Below are 23537 nucleotides of genomic sequence, written 5' to 3'. Positions count from 1 at the left end.
ATAGCGTAAAGAGATGTAAATCTGCCAGAGGTCACATTTTGGCGAAGATGCCCGGAGGAGGCGCTAGCGGGGGGCTTTATGTGAAGAGAGAACCATGAGCGCCACGCGGCACGCGCGGCGCTGGATCGGTAATCAGGCCAGCTGTGGCGGCAGGCAGACGCCGATGCCCCCGATACCGCAGTAGCCGTACGGGTTTTTATGCAGGTACTGCTGATGATCGTCCTCGGCGTAGTAGAACGGTTTTGCCGTCGCGATTTCCGTGGTCACCTCGCGCGTGTCGCCCGCTTCACGCATGGCCTGCTGGAAGCGCTCAAGGCTGGCGCGCGCGGCGGCATCCTGCTCGGGCGTGAGCGGATAAATGGCCGAGCGGTACTGCGTGCCGTGGTCGTTGCCCTGACGCATGCCCTGCGCCGGGTCGTGATTCTCCCAGAAAACCTGCAGGAGCTGCTCGTAGCGGATTACTGTTGGGTCATACACCACGCGTACCGCTTCCGCATGCCCGGTTTCGCCGGAGCAGACTTCGCGGTAGGTTGGGTTCGGCGTGTAGCCGCCGGTGTAACCCGCCGCCGTGCTGTAAACGCCGGGCAGCTGCCAGAAGAGGCGCTCAACGCCCCAGAAGCAGCCCATGGCGAACAGGGCGATTTCCATGCCATCCGGCACGTTGGTCATAGAGTGGCCATTAACGGCGTGTAAGGTTGCCACAGGCATAGGGGTGTTGCGTCCCGGTAATGCATCTGCTTGTGAAACCAGATGCTTTTTGTCGAATAAACTCACGATGGGGCCTCCCGGGGTGCGATGTTTCAGTTAAGGTTGTCACGACGCGTTTAATTGAACACAATAAATGCGCTGAATCAGTCTAGATTTAATCATAAGAAATATTTGGGTGTTACACCCATTTTCAACCCGCGATTCGGGTTTTTGGCCATCAGGCCGTATTTTGCCGCGGAGCGGCACTGCATTTGCTTCCAGGGTGGAAACAGGGATATTCAGGAGAAAACGTGACAAAAATCCGCCAGTTATGTTTAGTCAGTGTATTGCTGACAAGCGGGATTGCCAGCGCGGCGAATGTCCGTTTGCAGGTTGAGGGGTTATCCGGGGCGCTGGAAAAAAACGTGCGTGCGCAGCTATCTACCATCCAGAGTGATGAGGTAACGCCGGACCGGCGTTTTCGCGCGCGCGTCGACGATGCGATCCGGGAAGGGCTAAAAGCGCTGGGTTATTACGAACCCACCATTGATTTCGATCTCCGCCCGCCGCCAAAGAAGGGGCGTCAGGTGCTTATTGCCCGCGTTTCGCCGGGTGAGCCGGTACTGATTGGCGGCACGAACGTCATCCTGCGCGGCGGGGCGCGTACCGACCGGGATTACCTGGACCTGCTCAGCACGCGTCCGAAAATCGGTACCGTGCTGAACCACGGCGACTACGACCATTTCAAAAAAGAGCTGACGAGCGTCTCCCTGCGCAAGGGCTACTTTGACAGCCAGTTCGATAAAAGCCAGCTGGGTATTGCGCTGGATCGGCGTCAGGCCTTCTGGGATATCGACTACGACAGCGGGGAACGCTACCGCTTTGGCGATGTGACCTTTGAAGGTTCACAAATCCGTGAAGAGTACCTGCAAAACCTCGTGCCGTTCAAAAAAGGCGATTACTACCAGTCGAAGGACCTGGCGGAACTGAACCGCCGTCTTTCCGCGACCGGCTGGTTTAACTCCGTGATTGTCGCACCGGAATTTGATAAGTCTCGCAAAACCAAGGTGTTGCCGCTGCATGGCGTTGTTTCGCCGCGCACCGAGAACACCATTGAGACCGGTGTTGGCTATTCGACGGACGTCGGCCCGCGCGTGAAGGCCACCTGGAAAAAACCGTGGATGAACTCCTACGGCCACAGCCTGACCACCAGCGCCAGTATCTCCGCCCCGGAACAGCAGCTTGATTTCAGCTATAAAATGCCGCTGCTGAAAAATCCGCTTGAGCAGTATTACCTGGTTCAGGGGGGCTTTAAGCGCACCGATCTTAACGATACCGAGTCCGACTCCACCACCCTTGCCGTATCGCGTTACTGGGATCTCTCCAGCGGCTGGCAGCGCGCCATCAACCTGCGCTGGAGCCTGGACCACTTTACCCAGGCCAACGTCACCAACACCACCATGCTGCTCTATCCTGGGGTGATGATCAGCCGGACCCGCTCGCGCGGTGGCCTGATGCCGACCTGGGGCGATTCCCAGCGTTACTCCATCGATTACTCCAACACCCTGTGGGGTTCCGACGTGGACTTCTCGGTCATTCAGGCGCAAAACGTCTGGATCCGGACGCTGTATGACAAGCACCGCTTTGTAATGCGCGGCAACCTCGGCTGGATTGAAACCGGCGACTTCGACAAAGTGCCGCCTGACCTGCGCTTCTTTGCCGGGGGCGATCGCAGCATCCGCGGCTACAAATACAAATCTATCGCGCCTAAAGACGATGACGGCAAGCTGATCGGGGCCTCCAAGCTGGCGACCGGCTCGCTGGAGTATCAGTACAACGTCAGCGGAAAATGGTGGGGCGCCATGTTTGTCGACGGCGGCGAGGCGGTGAGCGACATCCGCAAGAGCGATTTCAAAACCGGCGCGGGCGTGGGCGTGCGCTGGCAGTCGCCCGTCGGGCCCATCAAGCTCGATTTCGCCGTACCGGTCGGCGATAAAGAAGAACACGGATTACAGTTTTACATCGGTCTGGGGCCTGAATTATGAGTTTATGGAAGAAGATAAGCCTCGGGGTGCTGATTTTTATCGTGCTGCTGCTCGGTACGGTGGCGTTTCTGGTGGGAACGACGACCGGGCTGCATCTGCTGTTTAACGCCGCGAACCGCTGGGTGCCGGGGCTGGAGATTGGTCAGGTGACGGGCGGCTGGCGCGACCTGCGCCTGAAGAACATCCGCTATACGCAGCCGGGCGTGGCGGTGAACGCCGGGGAGTTTCACCTGGCGGTGAAGCTGGGCTGCCTGCGGGACAGCAAACTCTGCGTCAACGATCTGTCGCTAAAAGACGTCAACGTAGCGATCGATTCGAAGAAAATGCCGAAGTCCGCGCCGGTCGAGGAAGAGGACAGCGGCCCGCTCAATCTCTCCACGCCGTACCCGATCGCGCTTTATCGGGTGGCGCTCAATAACGTTAATATTAACATCGACGACACCACCGTATCGGTGATGGATTTCACCTCCGGCCTGCGCTGGCAGGAGAAAAACCTCACCCTCACGCCAACCTCGCTGCAGGGCCTGCTTATCGCGCTGCCGAAAGTGGCCGACGTGGCGCAGGAAGAGATCGTCGAGCCGAAGATCCAGAACCCGCAGCCGGAAGAAAAGCCGCTGGGTGAAACGCTGAAGGATCTTTTCTCGAAGCCTGTCCTGCCGGAAATGACCGACGTCCATCTGCCGCTGAACCTCAATATTGAGGAGTTCAAAGGCGAGCAGCTGCGCCTGACCGGCGATACCGACCTGACCGTCTACACCATGCTGCTGAAGGTCAGCAGCATCGACGGCAATATGAAGCTCGACGCGCTGGATATAGACACCAATCAGGGCTCGGTTAACGCGTCAGGGAACGCCCTGCTGCGCGACAGCTGGCCGGTGGATATTACGCTGAACAGCGCGCTCAACATCGACCCGCTCAAAGGCGAAAAGGTGAAGGTTAAAGTGGGCGGGGCGCTGCGCGATAGGCTGGATGTAGGCGTGAATCTCTCCGGTCCGGTGGACATGGTTCTGCGCGCGCAAACCCAGCTGGCGGAAGCCGGGCTGCCGCTCAATGTTGAGGTCGTCAGCAAGCAGCTTTCCTGGCCGTTCACCGGCGAAAAGCAGTTCCAGGCCGATGATCTGAAGCTGAAGCTGAGCGGCAAGATGACCGACTATACGCTCTCGTTCCGCACCGCGGTGAAGGGGCAGGGCGTACCGCCCGCAAACATCACGCTGGATGCGAAGGGCAACGAGCGGCAGGTCAACCTCGACAAGCTGACCGTCGCGGCGCTGGAAGGCAAAACCGAGCTGACCGCACTGCTCGACTGGCAGCAGGCGATCAGCTGGCGCGGCGAGCTGAAGCTGACGGACATTAACACCGCCAAAGAGGTGCCGGACTGGCCGTCGAAGCTGGATGGCCTGATCAAAACGCGCGGCAGCCTGTACGGCGGCACGTGGCAGATGGACGTGCCGGAAATCAAGCTCTCCGGGAACGTGAAGCAGAATAAGGTTAACGTTGAAGGCTCGGTGAAAGGCAACAGCTACCTGCAGTGGGTGATCCCGGGCCTGCACGTGGCGCTGGGCCGCAACACGGCGGACATCAAAGGCGAGCTGGGGGTGAAAGATCTCAATCTGGACGCCACCATCGACGCGCCGAATCTCGACAACGCCCTGCCGGGTCTGGGCGGGACGGCGAAAGGACTCGTGAAGGTGCGCGGCACGGTAGACGCGCCGCAGCTGCTGGCGGATATCACCGCCAATAACCTGCGCTGGCAAGAACTGAGCGTTGCTCGCGTCCGGGTGGAAGGGGATGTGAAATCCACTGACCAGATCGGCGGTAACCTGAACCTGCGCGTGGAGCGCATTTCGCAGCCGGACGTGAACATCAGCCTGGTCACCCTGGACGCGAAAGGGAGCGAGAAGCAGCACGACCTCCAGCTGCGGGTGCAGGGCGAGCCGGTCTCCGGCCAGCTTCACCTGACCGGCAGCTTCGACCGCAAGGAAGAGCGCTGGAAAGGGACGCTGGACAACACGCGATTCAATACCCCGGTCGGGCCGCTGGCGCTGTCGCGATCCATCGCGCTGGACTACCGCAACGCCGAGCAGAAGATCAGCATTGGGCCGCACTGCTGGACTAACCCGAATGCGGAACTGTGCGTTCCGCAGACCATCGATGCGGGCGCGGAAGGGCGCGCGCAGATCAACCTTAACCGCTTCGATTTGGCGATGCTGAAGCCGTTTATGCCGGACACTACCCAGGCCAGCGGCGTCTTCAGCGGGAAAGCCGACGTGGCCTGGGACACCACCAAAGAGGGGCTACCGCAGGGCAGCGTCACGCTGTCCGGGCGTAACGTGAAGGTGACGCAGGAGGTCAACGACGCGCCGCTGCCGGTGGCGTTCGATACGCTCAACCTGAGCGCGGACCTGCATAACAACCGTGCGGAGCTGGGGTGGCTGATCCGCCTCACCAACAACGGACAGCTTGACGGTCAGGTCCAGATTACCGACCCGCAGGGACGGCGTAATCTGGGCGGCAACGTCAATATCCGCAACTTCAACCTGGCGATGGTGAACCCGATTTTCGCCCGCGGGGAAAAGGCCGAGGGCATGCTGAACGCTAACCTGCGCCTGGGCGGCAACGCGCAAAGCCCGCAGCTGTTCGGTCAGATGCGGCTCAGCGGCGTGGACATCGACGGCAACTTTATGCCGTTTGACATGCAGCCCAGCCAGATTGCGATGAACTTCAACGGCATGAGCTCGACGCTGAGCGGATCGGTGCTGACGCAACAAGGTCAAATCAACCTGAGCGGCGACGCAGACTGGAGCCAGCTCGACAACTGGCGCGCCCGTATTGCCGCGAAGGGCAGCAAGGTGCGTATCACCGTGCCGCCAATGGTGCGCCTGGACGTCTCGCCTGATGTGGTCTTTGAGGCCACGCCAAGCCTCTTCACGCTTGACGGTCGCGTCGACGTGCCGTGGGCGCGCATCGTGGTTCACGACGTGCCGGAAAGCGCGGTCGGCGTCTCAAGTGATGAAGTTATGCTCAATGAAAATCTGAAACCTGTCGAACAGAAGAGCGCTGGCATACCGATTAATAGTAACCTTATCGTGCACGTGGGGAATAACGTGCGGTTGGATGCGTTTGGGCTGAAGGCGAGGCTTACGGGCGACCTGAAGGTGGCGCAGGATAAACAAGGGCTTGGCCTCAACGGGCAGATCAATATTCCTGAAGGGCGCTTCCACGCCTATGGTCAGGATCTGATTGTCCGTAAAGGCGAGCTGCTGTTCTCTGGTCCACCGGATCAGCCCCTGTTGAATATCGAAGCGATTCGTAACCCGGAAGCGACGGAAAACGACGTCATTGCCGGCGTACGCGTCACCGGTTCCGCCGACGAACCGAAGGCGGAGATCTTCTCTGACCCGACAATGTCCCAGCAGGAAGCGCTCTCTTACCTGCTGCGCGGACAGGGTCTCGACAGCGGTCAGAGCGACAGCGCGGCAATGACCTCGATGCTCGTGGGGCTGGGGGTTGCACAAAGTGGGCAGGTTGTGGGTAAAATCGGCGAGACGTTCGGCGTAAGTAATCTGGCGCTGGACACCCAGGGCGTGGGTGACTCCTCGCAGGTGGTGGTCAGCGGCTATGTACTGCCGGGTCTGCAGGTAAAATATGGTGTGGGGATCTTTGACTCACTGGCAACACTCACGTTACGCTATCGCCTGATGCCTAAGCTATATCTGGAAGCAGTGTCCGGCGTAGACCAGGCACTTGATCTGCTCTATCAGTTTGAGTTTTAGCAATGCGAATATTTGTCTACGGCAGTTTACGAACCAAGCAAGGCAACAGTCACTGGATGACCAATGCCCTGCTGCTGGGGAATTACAATATCGAGAACTACCAGTTGTACAGCCTGGGCCACTATCCAGGCGCGGTTCCGGGCGAAGGAACAGTACAGGGTGAAGTGTATCGTATTGATAACGCGACGCTTGCCGAACTTGATGCCTTGCGCACCAGGGGCGGTGAATACGCGCGCCAGTTGATCCAGACGCCGTACGGAAGCGCGTGGATGTACGTCTACCAGCGTCCGGTCGAAGGGTTAACGCGGATCGTAAGCGGTAACTGGTTAGACAGAGACCAGTACTGAAAAACGACAACGCCACCGTAAGGTGGCGTTGTTTTTTTGCAACGTTCTTCACGCTCTGCTGCGCCTTTTTCTCATCAATTTCTTTTTTTCGTCGAGCAGGTTTCTGCTTTCTTCATCACTGCGCTTTTTTTGCTGGTCTCCACACTTTTGAGGGTGTAAAACCTTGTCGTCGCCAAAAGAGTTATACTCTGTATAACTTCGGAGGTGCAGATGCGTATAACCATTAAGAAATGGGGAAATAGCGCAGGTATGGTCATTCCTGGCGTGGTGATGAAAGCGCTCGGCTTGAAGCCGGGCCAGAGTATGGAGGCTCGTGTGACGAATAATCAGTTAGTGCTCACTCCGGTAACAAAGCAGTATTCACTGGAAGAGTTGCTCGCTCAGTGCGATATGTCCGCGCCTGAAATAAGCGAGCAGGAGGTGTGGGGGAACGCCAAGCCGGCGGGTGATGAGGTATGGTAAAGCGGCCCTGTTTTGAACGAGGCGACATCGTTCTTGTTGGGTTCGATCCTGCCAGCGGCCACGAGCAGCAGGGATCAGGACGGCCCGCTTTGGTGCTTTCCGTGAGCGCGTTCAATCAGCTGGGCATGACGCTGGTGGCGCCCGTCACTCAGGGCGGCAATTTTGCCCGCTACGCGGGGTTCAGCCTGGCGCTTTCTTGCGAAGACGGTGACATTCAGGGCGTGATTCTCGTCAACCAGATCCGCATGATGGATTTAGGCGCGCGGCAGGCCAAACGCATTGGCGTTGCGTCCGATGAAACGGTAGAAGATGCTCTTTTGCGGCTGCAGGCGATAGTGAGCTAACTGCCGGAAACCGCCCACAAAAAAGCCCCGACTCGCGGGGCTTCATTAACAGCAGTAAGAATTACTTCTTAGCAGCGCGTTCGAAGGAGGCGATGATTTCTGCTTTCGCCGCTTCCGCGTTGTCCCAGCCGTCAACTTTAACCCACTTGCCTTTTTCGAGGTCTTTGTAGTGCTCGAAGAAGTGAGTGATCTGCGCTTTCAGCAGCTCTGGCAGGTCGTTCACATCTTTGATGTGATCGTATTCTTTGCTCAGCTTGGTGTGCGGTACCGCAACGAGCTTGGCATCTTCACCGGATTCGTCGGTCATTTTCAGCACGCCAACTGGACGGCAGCGAATGACGGAGCCTGGCTCCAGCGGGTATGGCGTTGGGACCAGCACGTCAACCGGGTCACCGTCCAGAGACAGGGTGTGGTTGATGTAGCCGTAGTTGCACGGATAGAACATCGCGGTAGACATGAAACGGTCTACGAACAGGGCGCCGCTCTCTTTGTCCACTTCGTATTTGATCGGATCTGCGTTAGCCGGGATTTCGATAACAACGTAGATGTCTTCTGGCAGTTCTTTACCCGCTGGGACGTTGAGTAAGCTCATGTCGGTGTCCTTTAAAATGGATGGTAAATTCGTGGCAGGTATTATAGCCAACTCGCGCTGAATGTCTCCGCCTGTTTTCGCTTTCTCTCCCCGCTTTCTCCACTTTTCAGACCGATTCCATGACAGGAAAATCCATAAACATAGCCGCATTTTTCATGATGAAATGAAAGCGATTACAAACTTGTGATTAACGTTTTATTCACTTTTCTGAAGTGTGATGTAACGCAATTCGTTACCTATTTCATGGGCTATAGTCATTCCGCAGAACATCTTTTAACCAACAATAACTCACCCTACGAGGACGTTCATATGTGGAAGCGCTTACTCCTGGTCACAGCCGTTTCGGCAGCCATGTCGTCTATGGCGATGGCCGCTCCCTTAACCGTAGGTTTTTCGCAGGTCGGCTCTGAATCTGGCTGGCGAGCGGCAGAAACCAACGTGGCGAAAAGCGAAGCTCAGAAACGCGGCATCACCCTGAAAATCGCCGATGGTCAGCAAAAACAAGAGAATCAGATCAAAGCCGTGCGCTCCTTTATCGCCCAGGGCGTGGATGCCATCTTTATTGCCCCCGTCGTGGCGACCGGCTGGGAACCCGTCCTGAAGGAAGCGAAAGACGCTGAGATCCCGGTCTTCCTGCTCGACCGTTCCATCGACGTCAAAGACAAATCCCTCTATATGACCACCGTCACCGCCAACAACGTGCTTGAAGGGCAATTGATTGGCGACTGGCTGGTGAAACAGGTCGACGGCAAGCCGTGTAACGTCGTTGAGCTGCAGGGCACCGTGGGTGCGAGCGTGGCTATCGACCGTAAAAAAGGCTTTGCTGAGGCCATCGCGAAAGCGCCAAACATCAAGATTATCCGCTCTCAGTCCGGCGACTTTACCCGCAGTAAAGGCAAAGAGGTCATGGAGAGCTTCATTAAGGCGGAAAACAACGGCAAAAACATCTGCATGGTTTACGCCCACAACGATGACATGGTGATTGGTGCCATTCAGGCGATCAAAGAAGCGGGCCTGAAGCCGGGCAAAGATATCCTCACCGGCTCTATCGACGGCGTACCTGACATCTACAAAGCGATGATCGACGGCGAAGCCAACGCCAGCGTTGAGCTGACGCCAAACATGGCGGGCCCGGCATTCGACGCGCTGGAGAAATTCAAGAAAGACGGCACCCTGCCTGAGAAGGTGACGGTCACCAAGTCCACGCTCTACCTGCCGGACACGGCGAAAGAAGAGTTAGAGAAGAAGAAAAATATGGGCTATTAAGCCCGTCTGAACATGCCGGGTGGCGCTACGCTTACCCGGCCTACGATACGCTCTTTTGTAGGCCGGATAAGCGTAGCGCCATCCGGCTTGATGCAGGGGGAAACCATGACCACTGAACAACACCAGGAAATCCTCCGCACAGAGGGCTTGAGTAAATTCTTCCCCGGCGTGAAGGCGCTGGATAACGTCGATTTCAGCCTGCGGCGCGGCGAAATTATGGCGCTGCTGGGCGAGAACGGCGCGGGAAAATCGACGCTGATTAAAACCCTGACCGGCGTTTATCACGCCGACCGCGGCACCATCTGGCTGGAAGGCAGCGCCATTGCGCCGAAAAATACCGCCCATGCCCAACAGCTGGGGATCGGGACGGTCTACCAGGAAGTGAACCTGCTGCCGAATATGTCGGTGGCGGATAACCTGTTTATTGGCCGCGAACCTCGGCGTTTTGGCCTGCTGCGCCGTAAAGAGATGGAGGCGCGAGCGACGAACCTGATGGAATCGTACGGCTTCTCCCTCGACGTTCGCGAGCCGCTGAACCGCTTTTCCGTGGCGATGCAGCAGATCGTCGCCATTTGCCGCGCGATCGACCTCTCGGCGAAAGTTCTGATCCTCGATGAACCCACCGCCAGTCTCGATACCCAGGAAGTCGAGATGCTTTTTACCCTGATGCGCCAGCTGCGCGACCGGGGCGTCAGCCTGATATTCGTCACCCATTTCCTCGATCAGGTCTACGAGGTGAGCGATCGCATTACGGTGCTGCGCAACGGCAGCTTTGTCGGCTGCCGCGAAACCCGCGAGCTGCCGCAGATCGAGCTGGTGAAAATGATGCTGGGCCGCGAGCTGGAAACCAACGCCCTTCAGCGCGCAGGGCGCACGCTGCTGAGCGAGAAGCCGGTCGCCGCCTTCAGCAACTACGGCAAAAAAGGGACGATCGCGCCGTTTAACCTTGAGGTGCGGCCAGGCGAGATTGTCGGGCTGGCGGGCCTGCTAGGGTCAGGCCGGACCGAAACCGCCGAGGTGATCTTTGGCATCAAGCCGGCCGACAGCGGCAGCGCGCTGATTAAAGGCAAACCGCAAACCCTGCGGTCGCCGCATCAGGCCTCCTGCCTGGGCGTGGGGTTCTGCCCGGAAGACCGGAAAACGGACGGTATTATCGCCGCAGCCTCGGTGCGGGAAAATATCATTCTGGCGCTACAGGCGCAGCGCGGCTGGCTGCGTCCGATCCCTAAGCGCGAGCAAAACGCCATTGCCGAGCGCTTTATCCGCCAGCTCGGTATCCGCACGCCGAGCGCGGAACAGCCGATTGAATTTCTCTCCGGCGGTAACCAGCAAAAAGTCCTGCTTTCGCGCTGGCTGCTGACCAAACCCCAGTTCCTGATCCTCGACGAGCCGACGCGCGGCATTGACGTCGGCGCGCACGCCGAAATTATCCGGCTTATCGAAACCCTGTGCGCGGACGGGCTGGCGCTGCTGGTTATCTCGTCCGAGCTGGAAGAGCTGGTGGGCTATGCCGATCGCGTCATCATCATGCGCGATCGCAAACAGGTGGCTGAGATCCCGCTGGATAAGCTGTCCGTTCCGGCGATCATGAATGCCATCGCGGCATAAGGAGTGAATCGTGATGCCCCGTTCGCTTTCGCAAACCGGTGAGTCAAAGCGCCGCTTCAGCTGGCCAACCGGCACGCCGCAAATCGCGGCGCTGCTGGTGATATTGCTGGTGGATAGCCTGGTCGCGCCGCATTTTTTCCAGATTATTGTCCAGGATGGCCGCCTGTTTGGCAGCCCGATTGATATTTTAAACCGTGCCGCCCCCGTGGCGCTGCTGGCCATCGGGATGACGCTGGTCATCGCTACCGGCGGGATTGACCTCTCCGTTGGCGCGGTGATGGCTATCGCCGGGGCCACGGCAGCCTCCATGACCGTGGCCGGACACAGCCTGCCGGTTGTTTTACTGGCGGCCTTAGGCACCGGCGTGCTGGCAGGACTATGGAACGGCATTCTGGTCGCGGTGCTGAAAATTCAGCCCTTTGTCGCCACCCTCATTCTAATGGTGGCCGGGCGCGGCGTCGCGCAGCTCATCACCTCCGGACAGATTGTCACCTTTAACTCCCCGAGCCTGGCGTGGCTCGGCAGCGGCAACCTTCTGTTCTTCCCGACGCCGGTGATGATTGCCCTGGTGACGTTAGTGGTGTTCTGGCTCTTTACCCGCAAAACGGCGCTGGGAATGTTCATTGAGGCCGTTGGGATCAACATCCGCGCCGCGCGCAACGCCGGGGTCAACACGCAGCTGATGGTGATGCTGACCTACGTGCTGAGCGGTATTTGCGCCGCCATCGCCGGGATCATCGTTGCGGCGGATATTCGCGGGGCCGATGCCAACAACGCCGGGCTCTGGCTGGAGCTGGACGCGATCCTCGCGGTGGTGATCGGCGGCGGGTCGCTGATGGGCGGACGCTTTAACCTGCTGCTCTCGGCGATCGGCGCCCTGATCATTCAGGGCATGAACACCGGGATCCTGCTTTCGGGATTCCAGCCGGAGCTTAACCAGGTGGTGAAAGCGGTAGTCGTGCTCTGCGTGCTTGTCGTCCAGTCGCCGCGCTTTGTCAGCATCATTAAGGGGATCCGTGGCCATGATAAAACGTAATTTACCGCTAACGATCACGCTGGGCGTGTTTGTGCTGGGCTATCTCTACTGTCTGACCCAGTTCCCCGGCTTTGCCTCGACGCGCGTGATCTGCAATATCCTGACCGATAACGCCTTTTTAGGCATCATCGCCGTCGGCATGACGTTTGTGATCCTCTCTGGCGGGATCGACCTCTCCGTCGGCTCGGTGATCGCCTTTACGGGCGTGTTCCTCGCGAAGGCGATCGGCTTCTGGGGGATCTCCCCGCTGGTGGCGTTTCCGCTGGTGCTGGTGATGGGCTGCGCGTTTGGCGCCTTTATGGGGCTGCTGATCGACGCGTTAAAAATTCCGGCGTTTATCATTACCCTCGCGGGCATGTTCTTTCTGCGCGGCGTGAGTTACCTGGTGTCGGAGGAGTCGATTCCGATTAACCATCCGGTATACGACACGCTCTCCAGCCTGGCGTGGAAAATTCCCGGCGGCGGACGGCTGAGCGCGATGGGGCTGCTGATGCTGGGCGTGGTAGTCGTTGGCATCTTCCTTGCCCACCGTACCCGGTTTGGCAATCAGGTTTACGCGATTGGCGGTAACGCCACGTCGGCCAACCTGATGGGGATCTCGACCCGCAGCACCACCATCCGCATCTATATGCTCTCAACCGGCCTGGCGACGCTGGCGGGTATCGTCTTCTCGGTGTATACCCAGGCGGGCTACGCCCTTGCAGGCGTGGGCGTGGAGCTGGACGCGATTGCCTCCGTGGTGATTGGCGGCACGCTGCTCAGCGGCGGGGTGGGGACGGTGCTGGGAACGCTGTTCGGCGTGGCGATCCAGGGGCTGATACAAACCTATATCAACTTTGACGGCACGCTCAGCTCGTGGTGGACGAAGATCGCCATCGGCATTCTGCTGTTTATTTTTATTGGCCTGCAGCGGGGGCTGACGGTGCTCTGGGAGAAGCGTCAAAGCTCACCTGTTACCCGCGTAAACACATCGGTAACAGAGCGATAACACGCTGAATTTGCTTAAAGTCTAAACATTTTCCGGTAGCGGCCGATAACCTTTTTTTCTGTCCAGAAATATCTCGCTACCGGAAATAATATCATGCTTAAAACGCTATCGATTCGTACCGGCTTGCTCTCTTTACTGGCCGTTATGACCCTTCTGCTGCTGATTGTCAGCGGCATCGGCATTTATGCCCTCACGCAGAGTTCTTCTTCACTGCAGCGCATCAATCACCTACAGGGTGAGCAGATGGTGCAGCTAAATTCAGGCTATACGCTGATCCTGCGCGCGCGCAATGAGGCGGGCCAGGCCGTTCGCATGATGGAAATCGGCCTGCTGGACGATGCGGCCAACGCGGTAAAAAACATCAATCAGGAAGTTGCCCTGGCCCAGAAAACGCTGAAAGGCGTGATCGACGGCGGCGTGGCTGACGAGGAGGGGCAGCGGCTGCTCGATAAGGTGGCGGCCAGCCTGGCGACCTATAACCAGCAGGGGATCAACCCGATGCTGAAAACCCTGAATGACCAGAGCGCGGACGGGTATTACGATCTCCTGGAGAAGACGCTGATTCCGGTGGCGAAGCAGTTTGATAACGACATGCAGGCGTTTCAGAAGTGGAGCGAAGCGCGTGGTCAGGCGGAAGTGACCGCCGTTCAGGCAAGCAAAACCCGCGTTCTGATCCTGATTATCGTCGCCGCGCTGCTGACGGCGGGCATCATCGTCCTCGCCTGGCTGGCGCTGCGCCATATGCTGCTCAAGCCGCTCTCGGCCTCGATTGTTCAGCTGGAAAATGTGGCGGCAGGCGATTTAACCCATACGCTGACGGCACCCGCGAGCCAGGAGTTTAACCGCCTCAACGCGGTGATAGAGGAGATGCGGCACTCGCTGATGAACTCGGTTCTGCGGGTACGCGATGCCAGCGCGCAAATCGACACCGGCAGCCGCGAGCTGACGCTGGGAAACCGCGATCTTGCCGAGCGTACGGAATCCACCGCCACGTCGCTGGAGCAGACGGCGGCCAGCATGGAGCAGATCACCGCCACGGTGAAACTCAATGCCGATAACGCCGAGCAGGCGCACCAGCTGGCGAAGTCGGTGTCCGACACGGCCGATCACGGCAGCGAAATGGTCTGCTACGTGATTGAAAAAATGCGCGATATCTCCGGCAGCTCGGCGCGCATCGCCGATATCCTGAGCGTGATCGACGGCATTGCCTTCCAGACCAATATTCTGGCGCTTAATGCCTCCGTGGAAGCGGCGCGCGCGGGCGAGCAGGGGCGCGGGTTTGCCGTCGTCGCGGGTGAAGTGCGCAACCTGGCCAGCCGCAGCGCCGACGCGGCGAAAGAGATCCGCTCCCTTATCAGCGATTCGCAGACCCACGTTAACGAGGGCAGCGAGCTGGCCCAGCAGGCTGGCGAAACGATGGATGAGATCGCAACCGAAGTGCTGCGCATGACCAAACTGATGCGTGAAATTGCCACTGCGTCTCAGGAGCAGAGCCGCGGCATTGAGCAGGTGAATATTGCGGTGAATCAGATGGACGAAACCGCGCAGCAGAATGCGGCGCTGGTGCAGGAATCCTCCGCCGCGACCCGCTCCCTTGAGGAGCAGTCGCGCCAGCTGATGGAAGCCATGTCATCCTTCAAAGTGTCGGCTCAGACCGCGGCATAATATTCTCGCGCCCCGGCACGTTCTGTGTCGGGGTTTTATTTCGTGCTGAATTAACGCCAGCTATATTATCGTGAATTTCACCCATTAATATTTCCAGCGAGCGGGTCAAATCTAACGCTTTTTCCGTCGGCTCAAGATATAAACCTTTGCGGTAAAATAATGGTTCATCAAAGAGTTGGTTAAAGCGCTTTAATGCCAGACTCACCGCCGGGCGGGACATCTCCAGGCGCAGCGAGGCCTTCGCCATGCTGCCGCAGCGGACGATTTCAATAAATACGGGGATAAGATTTAAATCTATACCGGTAGTCGCACGGGAATAATTTTTCATTGCGATTCTGCTCCACGAAATATCTGGCAAACTGTTATGGAAATAATGCAGGAGCAGTGGTGAATATTAAAGCATGTTTTTTATAAACACTTATACGGTAAAATATATAAATGTGTTGGGGAGCCTGACAGGCTCCCCGGGAGAGAGATTACGCGTCCGGGAACTCACGGATAAAACGTTCAACGTCTTCAACCATGTGGTTGTTGCCGACGAAGAATGAACGGCGCTGGTGAAGGCTTTCCGGCACGATCTCCAGAATACGCTCTTTACCGTCGCTGGCCTTGCCGCCCGCCTGTTCGGCGAGGAACGCCATCGGGTTGCATTCGTACAGCAGGCGCAGCTTTCCGTCCGGGTGGCTGGCGGTGCTTGGGTAGAGGTAGATGCCGCCTTTCAGCAGGTTACGGTGGAAATCCGCAACCAGCGATCCAATATAGCGGGAGGTGTACGGGCGCTGCGTCGCTTTATCTTCTTCCTGGCAGAATTTGATGTACTTCTTCACGCCGTTCGGGAAGCGGATGTAGTTGCCTTCGTTGATGGAGTAGGTGTTGCCCTTCTCCGGGAAGCGCATGCGTTCCTGGCTCAGACAGAAAACGCCCAGTGACGGATCGTACGTAAAGGCGTGCACCCCGCAGCCGGTGGTGTAAACCAGCATGGTGGAGGAGCCATAAACGACGTAACCCGCAGCAACCTGGTTAATGCCCGGCTGCAGGAAATCTTCTTCGGTCACCGGCGTGCCAACAGGCGTGACGCGGCGGTAGATGGAGAAAATGGTACCGACAGAAACGTTGACGTCGATGTTTGAGGAGCCGTCGAGCGGATCCATCAGAACAACGTATTTCGCGTGTTCACACCCTTCGAAAACAACAATTTCATCTTCTTCTTCAGAGGCGATACCCGCAACGATGTCGCGCGCGCGCAGTGCAGCTTTCAATTTTTCATTTGCGAACAGATCGAGCTTCTGTTGAACCTCGCCCTGAACGTTCTCGGCACCGCTGGCACCCAGGATATCGACCAGACCGGCCTTGTTGATATCGCGGTGGATGATCTTAGCGCCCAGCTTTATTGCCGACAGCAAAGCAGTGAGTTCACCGGTAGCATGAGAGAACTCGTGCTGCTTTTCGACAATAAATTCACCTAACGTTTTCATAACACTTTCCCTGCATCTTTGTGAGTAGAGCGATTGTATGTTCACTAAAACGACTAAAGCCCAACAATCTTAACAAATATTCAAATAGTAGCGCAGAGGTGAATCGCGCCAGCAGGATACGGATTTACCTGAAATGCGTTTCACAGCCGCTAACATGTGAGTAAAATGTGCGCCACATTGAAGAAGGATAGTGACGTATGCGCATTCATATATTGGGGATTTGTGGCACTTTCATGGGCGGACTGGCAATGCTGGCGCGCTCGCTGGGCCATGAAGTGACAGGTTCGGACGCCAATGTGTATCCGCCAATGAGCACACTTCTGGAGAAGCAGGGCATCTCTTTAATTCAGGGCTACGATGCCGGCCAGCTGGATCCCGAGCCGGACCTGGTGATCATTGGCAACGCCATGACCCGCGGCAATCCGTGCGTTGAGGCGGTACTGGAACGCAATATTCCGTTCATGTCCGGCCCGCAGTGGCTGCACGATTTCGTCCTGCGTGACCGCTGGGTGGTTGCCGTTGCCGGTACCCACGGCAAAACGACCACCGCGGGGATGGCGACCTGGATCCTCGAAGCCTGCGGCTACAAGCCGGGCTTCGTGATCGGCGGCGTGCCGGGTAATTTCGACGTTTCTGCACGTCTGGGCGACAGCCCGTTCTTTGTGATCGAAGCCGACGAGTATGACTGCGCGTTCTTCGACAAGCGCTCCAAGTTCGTGCACTACTGCCCGCGCACGCTGATCCTCAACAACCTTGAGTTTGACCACGCGGATATTTTCGACGACCTGAAAGCGATCCAGAAACAGTTCCACCACCTGGTGCGCATTGTTCCGGGCCAGGGCCGCATCATCCTGCCGGAAAACGACATCAACCTGAAGCAGACCCTGGCAATGGGCTGCTGGAGCGAGCAGGAGCTGGTGGGTGAGCAGGGCCACTGGCAGGCGAAGAAGCTCAACGCCGATGCCTCCGAGTGGGAAGTGCTGCTCGACGGTGAAAAAGTGGGTGAGGTGAAGTGGGGCCTGGTGGGCGAACACAATATGCACAACGGCCTGATGGCCATTGCTGCGGCGCGTCACGTCGGCGTACTGCCTGCGGATGCGGCGAATGCGCTGGGCTCGTTTATCAACGCCCGCCGCCGTCTGGAACTGCGCGGTGAAGCCCACGGCGTCACCGTGTATGACGATTTTGCGCACCACCCAACGGCGATCCTGGCAACGCTTGCCGCCCTGCGCGGCAAGGTCGGCGGCACGGCCCGCATTCTGGCGGTGCTGGAACCGCGCTCGAACACCATGAAGATGGGCATCTGCAAAGACGACCTGGCGCCGTCGTTGGGACGCGCCGATGAGGTCTTCCTGCTGCAGCCGCAGCATATTCCGTGGCAGGTGGCGGAAGTGGCCGATGCCTGCATTCAGCCTGCGCACTGGAGTGCGGATGTGGATGCGCTCGCGGATATGGTGGTGAAAGCCGCTCAGCCCGGTGACCACATTCTGGTGATGAGCAACGGCGGTTTTGGTGGGATCCATCAGAAGCTGCTGGACGGTCTGGCGAAGAAAGCGGAAGCGGCCGCCGACGCGTAAAAAAAAGCCCGGTGGCGCTTGCGCTTACCGGGCCTACATTTTGCACGACCTTGTAGGCCGGATAAGGCGTTTACGCCGCCATCCGGCGCAAAACCGCACGGATTACTCGTCGTTCTCAGACAGCTCGCGCAGATACTGGAAAATCAGGCGCGCAGACTTCGGTGGCTTATTCCCTTCTTTCTCTTTCTTCGCGTTGCGGATCAACGAACGCAGCTGCTGGCGGTCGGCATCCGGCCACAGGTTCAGCACTTCCGGTACGGCATCATCACCCTGTTCAATCAGGCGATCGCGGATCTGCTCAAGCTTATGGAAAAAGGCAACCTGCTGGTTATGGCGGTTTTTCAGCTTGTCCAGCGCCTGGCGGATCGGATCGACGTCGCGCTGACGCAGCATTTTCCCGATAAGCTGAAGCTGGCGACGACGGCCTTCTTTTTTGATTTTCTGTGCCAGTTCAATGGCATCACGCAGATCCTGGTCGAGCGGGATCTTGTCCAGCGCGTTTTTACCCAGTTCTACCATTTCTGCGCCAAGCTGTTTTAACTCTTCGGCGTCACGTTTAATTTCACTTTTACTGACCCAGATGATCTCATCATCTTCGTCTTCGATGTCATCACCGGGAACGTCGTCGAGCCAGTCTTCGGGCTGCTTAGTCATGTCAGGCTCCTTAAAAAAAGAGGCTAATGTTACCAGTTAAGACGCGCACTGAAAAACGGTTCTCTGTTAGACTTCAGTTAACTCTCTCTTACAGTATGGCATTTGCGATGAAAGTAACCTCACAAGTTGAAGCGCAGCGTAAGATTCTGGAAGAAGCCGTCTCCACCGCGCTGATGCTTGCTTCAGAAAAATCAGATGGCGCCGAAGTGGCGGTCAGTAAAACCACCGGCATCAGCGTGAGCACCCGCTATGGTGAAGTGGAGAACGTAGAATTCAACAGCGACGGCGCGCTGGGGATCACGGTCTATCACCAGAATCGCAAAGGCAGCGCGTCATCCACCGATCTCAGCCCGGACGCCATTGCCCGTACGGTGCAGGCGGCGCTGGATATTGCCCGCTATACCTCGCCGGATCCTTACGCCGGCGTGGCGGATAAAGATCTGCTGGCCTTTGACGCGCCGGATCTCGATCTTTTCCACCCGGCGGAGGTGACCCCGGACGAAGCCATCGAGCTGGCCGCGCGCGCCGAGCAGGCTTCCCTGCAGGCCGATAAGCGCATCACCAATACCGAAGGCGGCAGCTTCAACAGCCACTACGGCATCAAGGTATTCGGCAACAGCCACGGCATGCTCCAGGGCTACTGCTCTACCCGTCATTCGCTCTCCAGCTGCGTCATCGCCGAAGAGAACGGCGACATGGAGCGCGACTACGCCTACACCATTGGCCGCGCGCTGGGAGATTTGCAGTCTCCGGAGTGGGTCGGAAAAGAGTGCGCCGAGCGCACGCTGTCCCGCCTGTCGCCGCGCAAGCTCTCCACCATGAAGGCCCCGGTGATTTTTGCCAACGAAGTGGCAACCGGCCTGTTTGGCCATCTGGTGGGCGCTATCGCAGGCGGATCCGTTTACCGTAAATCGACCTTCCTGCTCGACTCGCTGGGCAAGCAGATCCTGCCGGAATGGCTGACCATCGAAGAGCATCCGCACCTGCTGAAAGGGCTGGCCTCCACGCCGTTCGACAGCGAAGGCGTGCGTACCGAGCGTCGCGATATCGTCAAAGATGGCGTGCTGACCCAGTGGCTGCTGACCAACTACTCCGCGCGCAAGCTGGGGCTGAAAAGCACCGGCCACGCGGGCGGCATCCACAACTGGCGCATTGCCGGACAGGGCCTCAACTTTGAGCAAATGCTGAAAGAGATGGGCACCGGCCTGGTAGTGACCGAGCTGATGGGCCAGGGCGTAAGCGGCATCACCGGCGACTACTCGCGCGGCGCGGCGGGCTTCTGGGTGGAAAACGGCGAAATTCAGTATCCGGTGAGCGAAATTACGATTGCCGGCAACCTGAAGGACATGTGGCGCAACATCGTTACGGTCGGTAACGATATTGAAACACGTAGCAATATACAGTGTGGTTCTGTGTTACTGCCGGAAATGAAAATCGCCGGTCAGTAATACCCGTAATGGCGTGTTAATAATAAAAAAGGAAGTGAGCAATGCGTAAACACCTGTTAGCGATCGTCGCAGCTTCAACGCTGGTTCTTGGCTCTTCTGCGTTTGCTGCCGATCTTGAAGAAGACATGGGCATCCTCGGGCAAAACCTGAAGGTGGTGCAAAAGACCGACAATGCGGCGGAAATGAAAGACGCCCTGACCAAAATGCGTGAAGCCGCGCTGGACGCGCAAAAAGCGACGCCACCGAAGCTGGAAAGCAAAGCGGCAGACAGTGCAGAGATGAAGGACTATCGTCACGGCTTTGACGTGCTGGTCGGCCAGATCGACGGCGCGCTGAAGCTGGCAAACGAAGGCAAAGTGAAAGAAGCCCAGGCGGCGGCCGAGCAGTTTGTGACCACGCGCAACACGTACCATAAAAAGTATCGTTAATTGGGTGCCTGAGCTGTACGTCCTTTCTCCGTATGCGGAGGCGCATTACGCGCCTCCGCATCTTTGCTCCCTACTGGCCGGAGCGACAATCCATCCGCGCTGTCACTTCAAGCGAGCCGTTTCGAAAACGGATCTCACACAGTGTTTTCCTCGTCACCAGCGTTAAGATGATTATCGTCAAAGAAATAATCATCAAAACCCCGATACTTGGGGATTGGCGTTTCATGGATGCCTCCTTGCTTTAAAGCGGGCGAGGTAGCAAACATCACGTGGCTAGACGTGTCGTTTACAGCCCCGTCCTGATTTAAATTCAGGTAGGGGCTTTCCACTTTCCGTCCCATGCCTGAGACGGTCAGTCTCAAGCACCCGCCGCCACTCTACCCAATCCCCATAAGAAAACCTTATCCACGTCACATTTCTACGAGCCTGCTCGGAATCTTTTCCACTCTGATTACCCATTCGTTGCCGCTTAATAGCGTGATATTCATCACGTAAATACAGTGGTTTATCCAGATTCACCGCATTTATGTGGCACAGATCACTGCTGCGGCTCGCCTTTCCACTTCGAAGTGGAAAACAACTCGCTACAAACAATTCCCCCCCAACGTTAGTTTTATTCCAGAGCCATTAACGGGGTAAGACCAGTGATTAACGGAGCGGTAATGAACGACGTTGGGGAACAGAAGGTGCAAACAGAACAACTCGCAAACACCATGCTGCAGCAGGTCTATGCCCTGCTGGCCCGGAACAACATCATCCCCAACGCGGTACAGGAGCAGATGCTCACCTCCCACGTCCGCGCCATGGCGCACCGGTCCGTGACCGGCGAGCCGCTGCCGGAGGTCGAAGCGGAGCTGTTCGACGAAATTTCACCCGATTCAATGCGGCTCGCCCGTGAAGTGGTCGCGCAGTTTGGCAATCTTCCTGATGAAGAAGCCTGGCTGCTCTCCGTTCACTTTGAAGTCGCGAAAGACAACCTTTAAGGAGCAACACATGGAACAGATTACAGTCGTGATTGGCGATCGCCTGGGTAAAGGTCAGAAAGTGGCGGCCGGTGTGGAAAAAGCCGGTGGACGCGCGGTGGTTGTGCCGGGCATGGCGGCGGATATGAAGCTCGGCGACGTGATGAAGGCGGAAAACGCCACCTTCGGCATCTCCTTCTGCGGCAGCGGCGGCGCGGGTGCCATCACCGCGCAAACTAAGTATGGCTACAAGGCTAAATACGGCATGCGTTCCGTGGACGAGGGCGTCACCGCCATCAACGAAGGCTGCAACGTGCTGGGCTTTGGCTTTATGGATAAAGAAGAGCTGGGCGAGCGTCTGGTGCAGGCGTGGCAGAAGAAATACGGCGCATAAGCATGAAAGAACAGTTCACAACCACGGTGAGAGTGAAGGGGAAAGGCGACGCTAAAGCGCGCGCCTTTGCCGACGCGCTCAACCACGTTCAGGCCGCGGTGATGAAAGCCTCACCGCATATCTTACTGCGTATTGAGCCACAGGATGTGCAGGTCGTTCAGGCGCAAGAAGCGGTGCGTAAAGAAGCGTTTCTGTTCTTCTTTCTGCGCCGGGAAAGACGCACCTACAGCGTGGAGCTGGATGTGACCGTCAACGTGACCGCCATCAATCTCGATCGGGTGGATTTCGTCACGCAACGCTGATTATTCATAAAAGGGCAGACTGATGTTCTTAATTATATTAATAAAATCGCTCATCATCGGCGGCCTGGTAGGCGTCGGTGTCGGAGCCGGGGCTGCACGCATGTTTCATGCGCCTACCACTCAGGGTATGGGCGCGTTTCGTACGTTGGGAGAACTGAACTCCTGCGAAGGGGATCCGGCGTCCCACTTCTCCTTTGGGTTAGGTTTCTTCTTTAACGCCTGGGCCTCTTCCGTGGCCGCAGGGGCTTTCACACAGGACGTCGACCACCGCATCATCCCAAACTGGGGCGCGGCGGCACTGATGATCAAAAACCGTAACGTCGGCGAAACGCTGCACGACCCGCGCAAAATGGCGATTGCCTGCGGCGTGATCGGCATGATCGTCGTCACCTTCCTTAACCTGACCGCCTCCTCCGTTCCCGCTGCGCTTCAGGTCACCGCCGTGAAGGTGCTGGTGCCTGCGGCAAACCTGCTGGTCAATACCGTGATGCCGGTGATCTTCTGGCTGGCGGCCATCGACGCGGGTAAAAAATCGGGCTTCTGGGCGACTATTTTCGGCGGCGCGGCGCAGCTGATCATGGGCAACGCCGTACCGGGCCTGGTGCTGGGGATCCTGATCGGTAAAGGCGTGGAAGAGAGCGGCTGGAACCACGTCACCAAAGTGATGATGGCGGCGATCGTTCTGCTCTTCGTGCTGAGCGGCTTCTTCCGCGGCTTCGACATGAAGATGATCGAATCCTTCCACCTGACCGTGCCGAACTGGCTCGACATGATCCACAACTCGCTCAGCGGTAAATAACAGGAGCCTCGACATGGAACAGAATAAAGGTTTTTGGTATGCCGACTGGTCGTTCCCGATCTTCGTTGGCCTGCTCTCCTCCTGCGTCTTCGCCGGGACGCACATGTACTACCTCTACGGCATCGGCGCGTTTAACGAAGTGGCCTTCGTGGCGATGCTGAAAGCGGGCATTGATACCGGCGTTTACGGCGCGGTGGCGGCGTTCGGCGCAAGCTTCCTGTTTGCGCGCATCATTGAAGGGTCGCTGGTCGGCATTCTCGATATTGGCGGGGCGATTCAGACCGGCGTGGGCCTCGGCGTTCCGGCGCTGCTGCTGGGGGCGGGCATCATGTTCCCGGTGACCAACTTCATTGCCGCGCTGATTACCGGCCTGGTGATTGGCCTGGCGATTGGCTACGTCATTATCCTGGCGCGTAAGTTCACCATCAACCAGAGCAACTCCACCTACGGCGCGGACGTGATGATGGGCGCGGGTAACGCCTCCGGCCGCTTCCTCGGGCCGTTGATTATCCTCAGCGCCATGACCGCCTCCATTCCTATCGGCGTCGGCTCCCTGCTGGGGGCGCTGGTGTTCTACATCTGGCAGAAGCCGATCACCGGTGGCGCCATTCTTGGTGCAATGCTGCTGGGCTGGCTGTTCCCGGTCGCCCTTTAATACCTGCGGGCGCTGCGGCGCCCGCCTTAC

25 protein-coding genes are annotated in these 23537 nt (G+C 57.8%); 18 read left to right on the top strand and 7 right to left on the bottom strand.

Features of this window, described 5'->3' with window-relative positions; translation table 11 throughout:
- Positions 1-132: 132 nt before the first annotated feature.
- Entirely contained in the window at positions 133-774 is a 642-nt protein-coding gene (msrA, locus tag ACJBF3_RS15240) for a peptide-methionine (S)-S-oxide reductase MsrA (RefSeq protein ID WP_045329837.1), read from the bottom strand.
- Between the two features lie 224 nt (positions 775-998).
- Here msrA and tamA point away from each other — a divergent pair, with 224 nt between their 5' ends.
- The 5 genes from tamA (at position 999) to ACJBF3_RS15215 (ending at position 7658) form a co-directional block, all read left to right on the top strand.
- The gene (gene tamA, locus ACJBF3_RS15235) at positions 999-2732 is read left to right on the top strand and encodes an autotransporter assembly complex protein TamA (protein WP_045329834.1); all 1734 of its coding nucleotides are present in this window, start codon (positions 999-1001) and stop codon (positions 2730-2732) included.
- Positions 2729-6505 (top strand): autotransporter assembly complex protein TamB, encoded by a 3777-nt coding sequence (tamB, locus tag ACJBF3_RS15230; RefSeq protein ID WP_045329831.1) that lies wholly within the window; start codon positions 2729-2731, stop codon positions 6503-6505. Before tamA ends, tamB begins: the two co-directional genes overlap by 4 nt.
- 2 nt (positions 6506-6507) lie before the next feature.
- Entirely contained in the window at positions 6508-6852 is a 345-nt protein-coding gene (locus ACJBF3_RS15225) for a gamma-glutamylcyclotransferase (protein WP_014830431.1), read from the top strand.
- A 210-nt stretch (positions 6853-7062) separates the two neighbouring features.
- Positions 7063-7314, top strand: a complete 252-nt coding sequence (locus ACJBF3_RS15220) for an AbrB/MazE/SpoVT family DNA-binding domain-containing protein (protein ID WP_045329829.1) — start codon at positions 7063-7065, stop codon at positions 7312-7314.
- A complete protein-coding gene (locus ACJBF3_RS15215) occupies positions 7308-7658 on the top strand; it encodes a type II toxin-antitoxin system ChpB family toxin (RefSeq protein ID WP_045329826.1) in 351 nt (116 codons plus the stop codon). Before ACJBF3_RS15220 ends, ACJBF3_RS15215 begins: the two co-directional genes overlap by 7 nt.
- Positions 7659-7719: 61 nt before the next feature.
- Here ACJBF3_RS15215 and ppa read toward each other — a convergent pair whose 3' ends face one another.
- The gene (ppa, locus tag ACJBF3_RS15210; protein WP_010427397.1) at positions 7720-8250 is read right to left on the bottom strand and encodes an inorganic diphosphatase; all 531 of its coding nucleotides are present in this window, start codon (positions 8248-8250) and stop codon (positions 7720-7722) included.
- 309 nt (positions 8251-8559) lie between these two features.
- On the opposite strand from ppa, the gene ytfQ reads away from it, so the two are divergent.
- The 5 genes from ytfQ to ACJBF3_RS15185 all read left to right on the top strand — a co-directional run bounded on the left by ytfQ (position 8560) and on the right by ACJBF3_RS15185 (position 14813).
- Positions 8560-9516 (top strand): galactofuranose ABC transporter substrate-binding protein YtfQ, encoded by a 957-nt coding sequence (gene ytfQ / locus ACJBF3_RS15205; protein WP_014830433.1) that lies wholly within the window; start codon positions 8560-8562, stop codon positions 9514-9516.
- Between the two features lie 105 nt (positions 9517-9621).
- Positions 9622-11124: a galactofuranose ABC transporter, ATP-binding protein YtfR gene (gene ytfR, locus ACJBF3_RS15200; RefSeq protein ID WP_045329824.1), complete on the top strand. Its 1503-nt coding sequence runs from the start codon at positions 9622-9624 to the stop codon at positions 11122-11124.
- A 10-nt stretch (positions 11125-11134) separates the two neighbouring features.
- The gene (gene ytfT, locus ACJBF3_RS15195; RefSeq protein WP_161799253.1) at positions 11135-12160 is read left to right on the top strand and encodes a galactofuranose ABC transporter, ATP-binding protein YtfT; all 1026 of its coding nucleotides are present in this window, start codon (positions 11135-11137) and stop codon (positions 12158-12160) included.
- Positions 12147-13148, top strand: a complete 1002-nt coding sequence (gene yjfF / locus ACJBF3_RS15190; RefSeq protein ID WP_045329819.1) for a galactofuranose ABC transporter, permease protein YjfF — start codon at positions 12147-12149, stop codon at positions 13146-13148. The genes ytfT and yjfF overlap by 14 nt, the downstream gene beginning before the upstream one ends.
- Positions 13149-13241: 93 nt before the next feature.
- Positions 13242-14813, top strand: coding sequence for a methyl-accepting chemotaxis protein (locus ACJBF3_RS15185; protein WP_045329818.1), 1572 nt, complete (start codon positions 13242-13244; stop codon positions 14811-14813).
- On the opposite strand, the gene ACJBF3_RS15180 is transcribed toward ACJBF3_RS15185, so the two are convergent.
- Both ACJBF3_RS15180 and fbp read right to left on the bottom strand, forming a co-directional pair.
- The gene (locus ACJBF3_RS15180) at positions 14785-15141 is read right to left on the bottom strand and encodes a LysR family transcriptional regulator (protein WP_045329817.1); all 357 of its coding nucleotides are present in this window, start codon (positions 15139-15141) and stop codon (positions 14785-14787) included. The two genes, ACJBF3_RS15185 and ACJBF3_RS15180, sit on opposite strands and share 29 nt — an antisense overlap.
- A 148-nt stretch (positions 15142-15289) precedes the next feature.
- Positions 15290-16288 carry a class 1 fructose-bisphosphatase gene (fbp, locus tag ACJBF3_RS15175; protein ID WP_032643851.1) on the bottom strand — a complete coding sequence of 333 codons (999 nt, stop codon included), beginning with the start codon at positions 16286-16288 and terminating at the stop codon, positions 15290-15292.
- Between the two features lie 197 nt (positions 16289-16485).
- Here fbp and mpl point away from each other — a divergent pair, with 197 nt between their 5' ends.
- The gene (mpl, locus tag ACJBF3_RS15170; RefSeq protein WP_045329815.1) at positions 16486-17865 is read left to right on the top strand and encodes a UDP-N-acetylmuramate:L-alanyl-gamma-D-glutamyl-meso-diaminopimelate ligase; all 1380 of its coding nucleotides are present in this window, start codon (positions 16486-16488) and stop codon (positions 17863-17865) included.
- Positions 17866-17967: 102 nt separating this feature from the next.
- On the opposite strand, the gene yjgA is transcribed toward mpl, so the two are convergent.
- Positions 17968-18519, bottom strand: a complete 552-nt coding sequence (gene yjgA, locus ACJBF3_RS15165) for a ribosome biogenesis factor YjgA (protein ID WP_042713463.1) — start codon at positions 18517-18519, stop codon at positions 17968-17970.
- Positions 18520-18614: 95 nt separating this feature from the next.
- Between yjgA and pmbA the strand changes: the two genes are divergently transcribed.
- Together pmbA and cybC are read left to right on the top strand one after the other, a co-directional pair.
- Positions 18615-19967, top strand: a complete 1353-nt coding sequence (gene pmbA / locus ACJBF3_RS15160) for a metalloprotease PmbA (RefSeq protein ID WP_032643854.1) — start codon at positions 18615-18617, stop codon at positions 19965-19967.
- A gap of 41 nt (positions 19968-20008) precedes the next feature.
- Entirely contained in the window at positions 20009-20395 is a 387-nt protein-coding gene (gene cybC / locus ACJBF3_RS15155) for a cytochrome b562 (protein ID WP_014882281.1), read from the top strand.
- Positions 20396-20465: 70 nt separating this feature from the next.
- Here the strand turns inward: cybC and ACJBF3_RS15150 are convergent, their stop codons facing one another.
- Positions 20466-20588 (bottom strand): Hok/Gef family protein, encoded by a 123-nt coding sequence (locus ACJBF3_RS15150; RefSeq protein WP_223239959.1) that lies wholly within the window; start codon positions 20586-20588, stop codon positions 20466-20468.
- The gene (locus ACJBF3_RS15145; RefSeq protein WP_045329808.1) at positions 20530-20724 is read right to left on the bottom strand and encodes a hypothetical protein; all 195 of its coding nucleotides are present in this window, start codon (positions 20722-20724) and stop codon (positions 20530-20532) included. Before ACJBF3_RS15145 ends, ACJBF3_RS15150 begins: the two co-directional genes overlap by 59 nt.
- A gap of 315 nt (positions 20725-21039) precedes the next feature.
- Here ACJBF3_RS15145 and ACJBF3_RS15140 point away from each other — a divergent pair, with 315 nt between their 5' ends.
- The 5 genes from ACJBF3_RS15140 to ACJBF3_RS15120 are packed head-to-tail and all read left to right on the top strand — an operon-like array spanning position 21040 to position 23507.
- A complete protein-coding gene (locus tag ACJBF3_RS15140) occupies positions 21040-21378 on the top strand; it encodes a glycine dehydrogenase (protein ID WP_088475267.1) in 339 nt (112 codons plus the stop codon).
- A gap of 10 nt (positions 21379-21388) precedes the next feature.
- Entirely contained in the window at positions 21389-21751 is a 363-nt protein-coding gene (locus tag ACJBF3_RS15135; protein ID WP_006810339.1) for an SFCGS family glycine-rich protein, read from the top strand.
- 2 nt (positions 21752-21753) lie between these two features.
- Entirely contained in the window at positions 21754-22053 is a 300-nt protein-coding gene (locus ACJBF3_RS15130; protein ID WP_008501409.1) for a DUF4312 family protein, read from the top strand.
- A gap of 22 nt (positions 22054-22075) precedes the next feature.
- The gene (locus ACJBF3_RS15125) at positions 22076-22852 is read left to right on the top strand and encodes a DUF4311 domain-containing protein (RefSeq protein WP_008501408.1); all 777 of its coding nucleotides are present in this window, start codon (positions 22076-22078) and stop codon (positions 22850-22852) included.
- 13 nt (positions 22853-22865) lie between these two features.
- Positions 22866-23507: a DUF4310 family protein gene (locus ACJBF3_RS15120; RefSeq protein WP_045329802.1), complete on the top strand. Its 642-nt coding sequence runs from the start codon at positions 22866-22868 to the stop codon at positions 23505-23507.
- The last annotated feature ends 30 nt before the right edge of the window (positions 23508-23537 follow it).

It is taken from the genome of Enterobacter sp. PP-008-ECC_S150, from assembly GCF_045257065.1.
In the GTDB taxonomy this organism is placed as follows: Bacteria; Pseudomonadota; Gammaproteobacteria; order Enterobacterales; family Enterobacteriaceae; genus Enterobacter; species Enterobacter chengduensis.
Note: the sequence above shows the minus strand (reverse complement) of the source record. Positions and strands in the feature narration are given on the sequence as shown.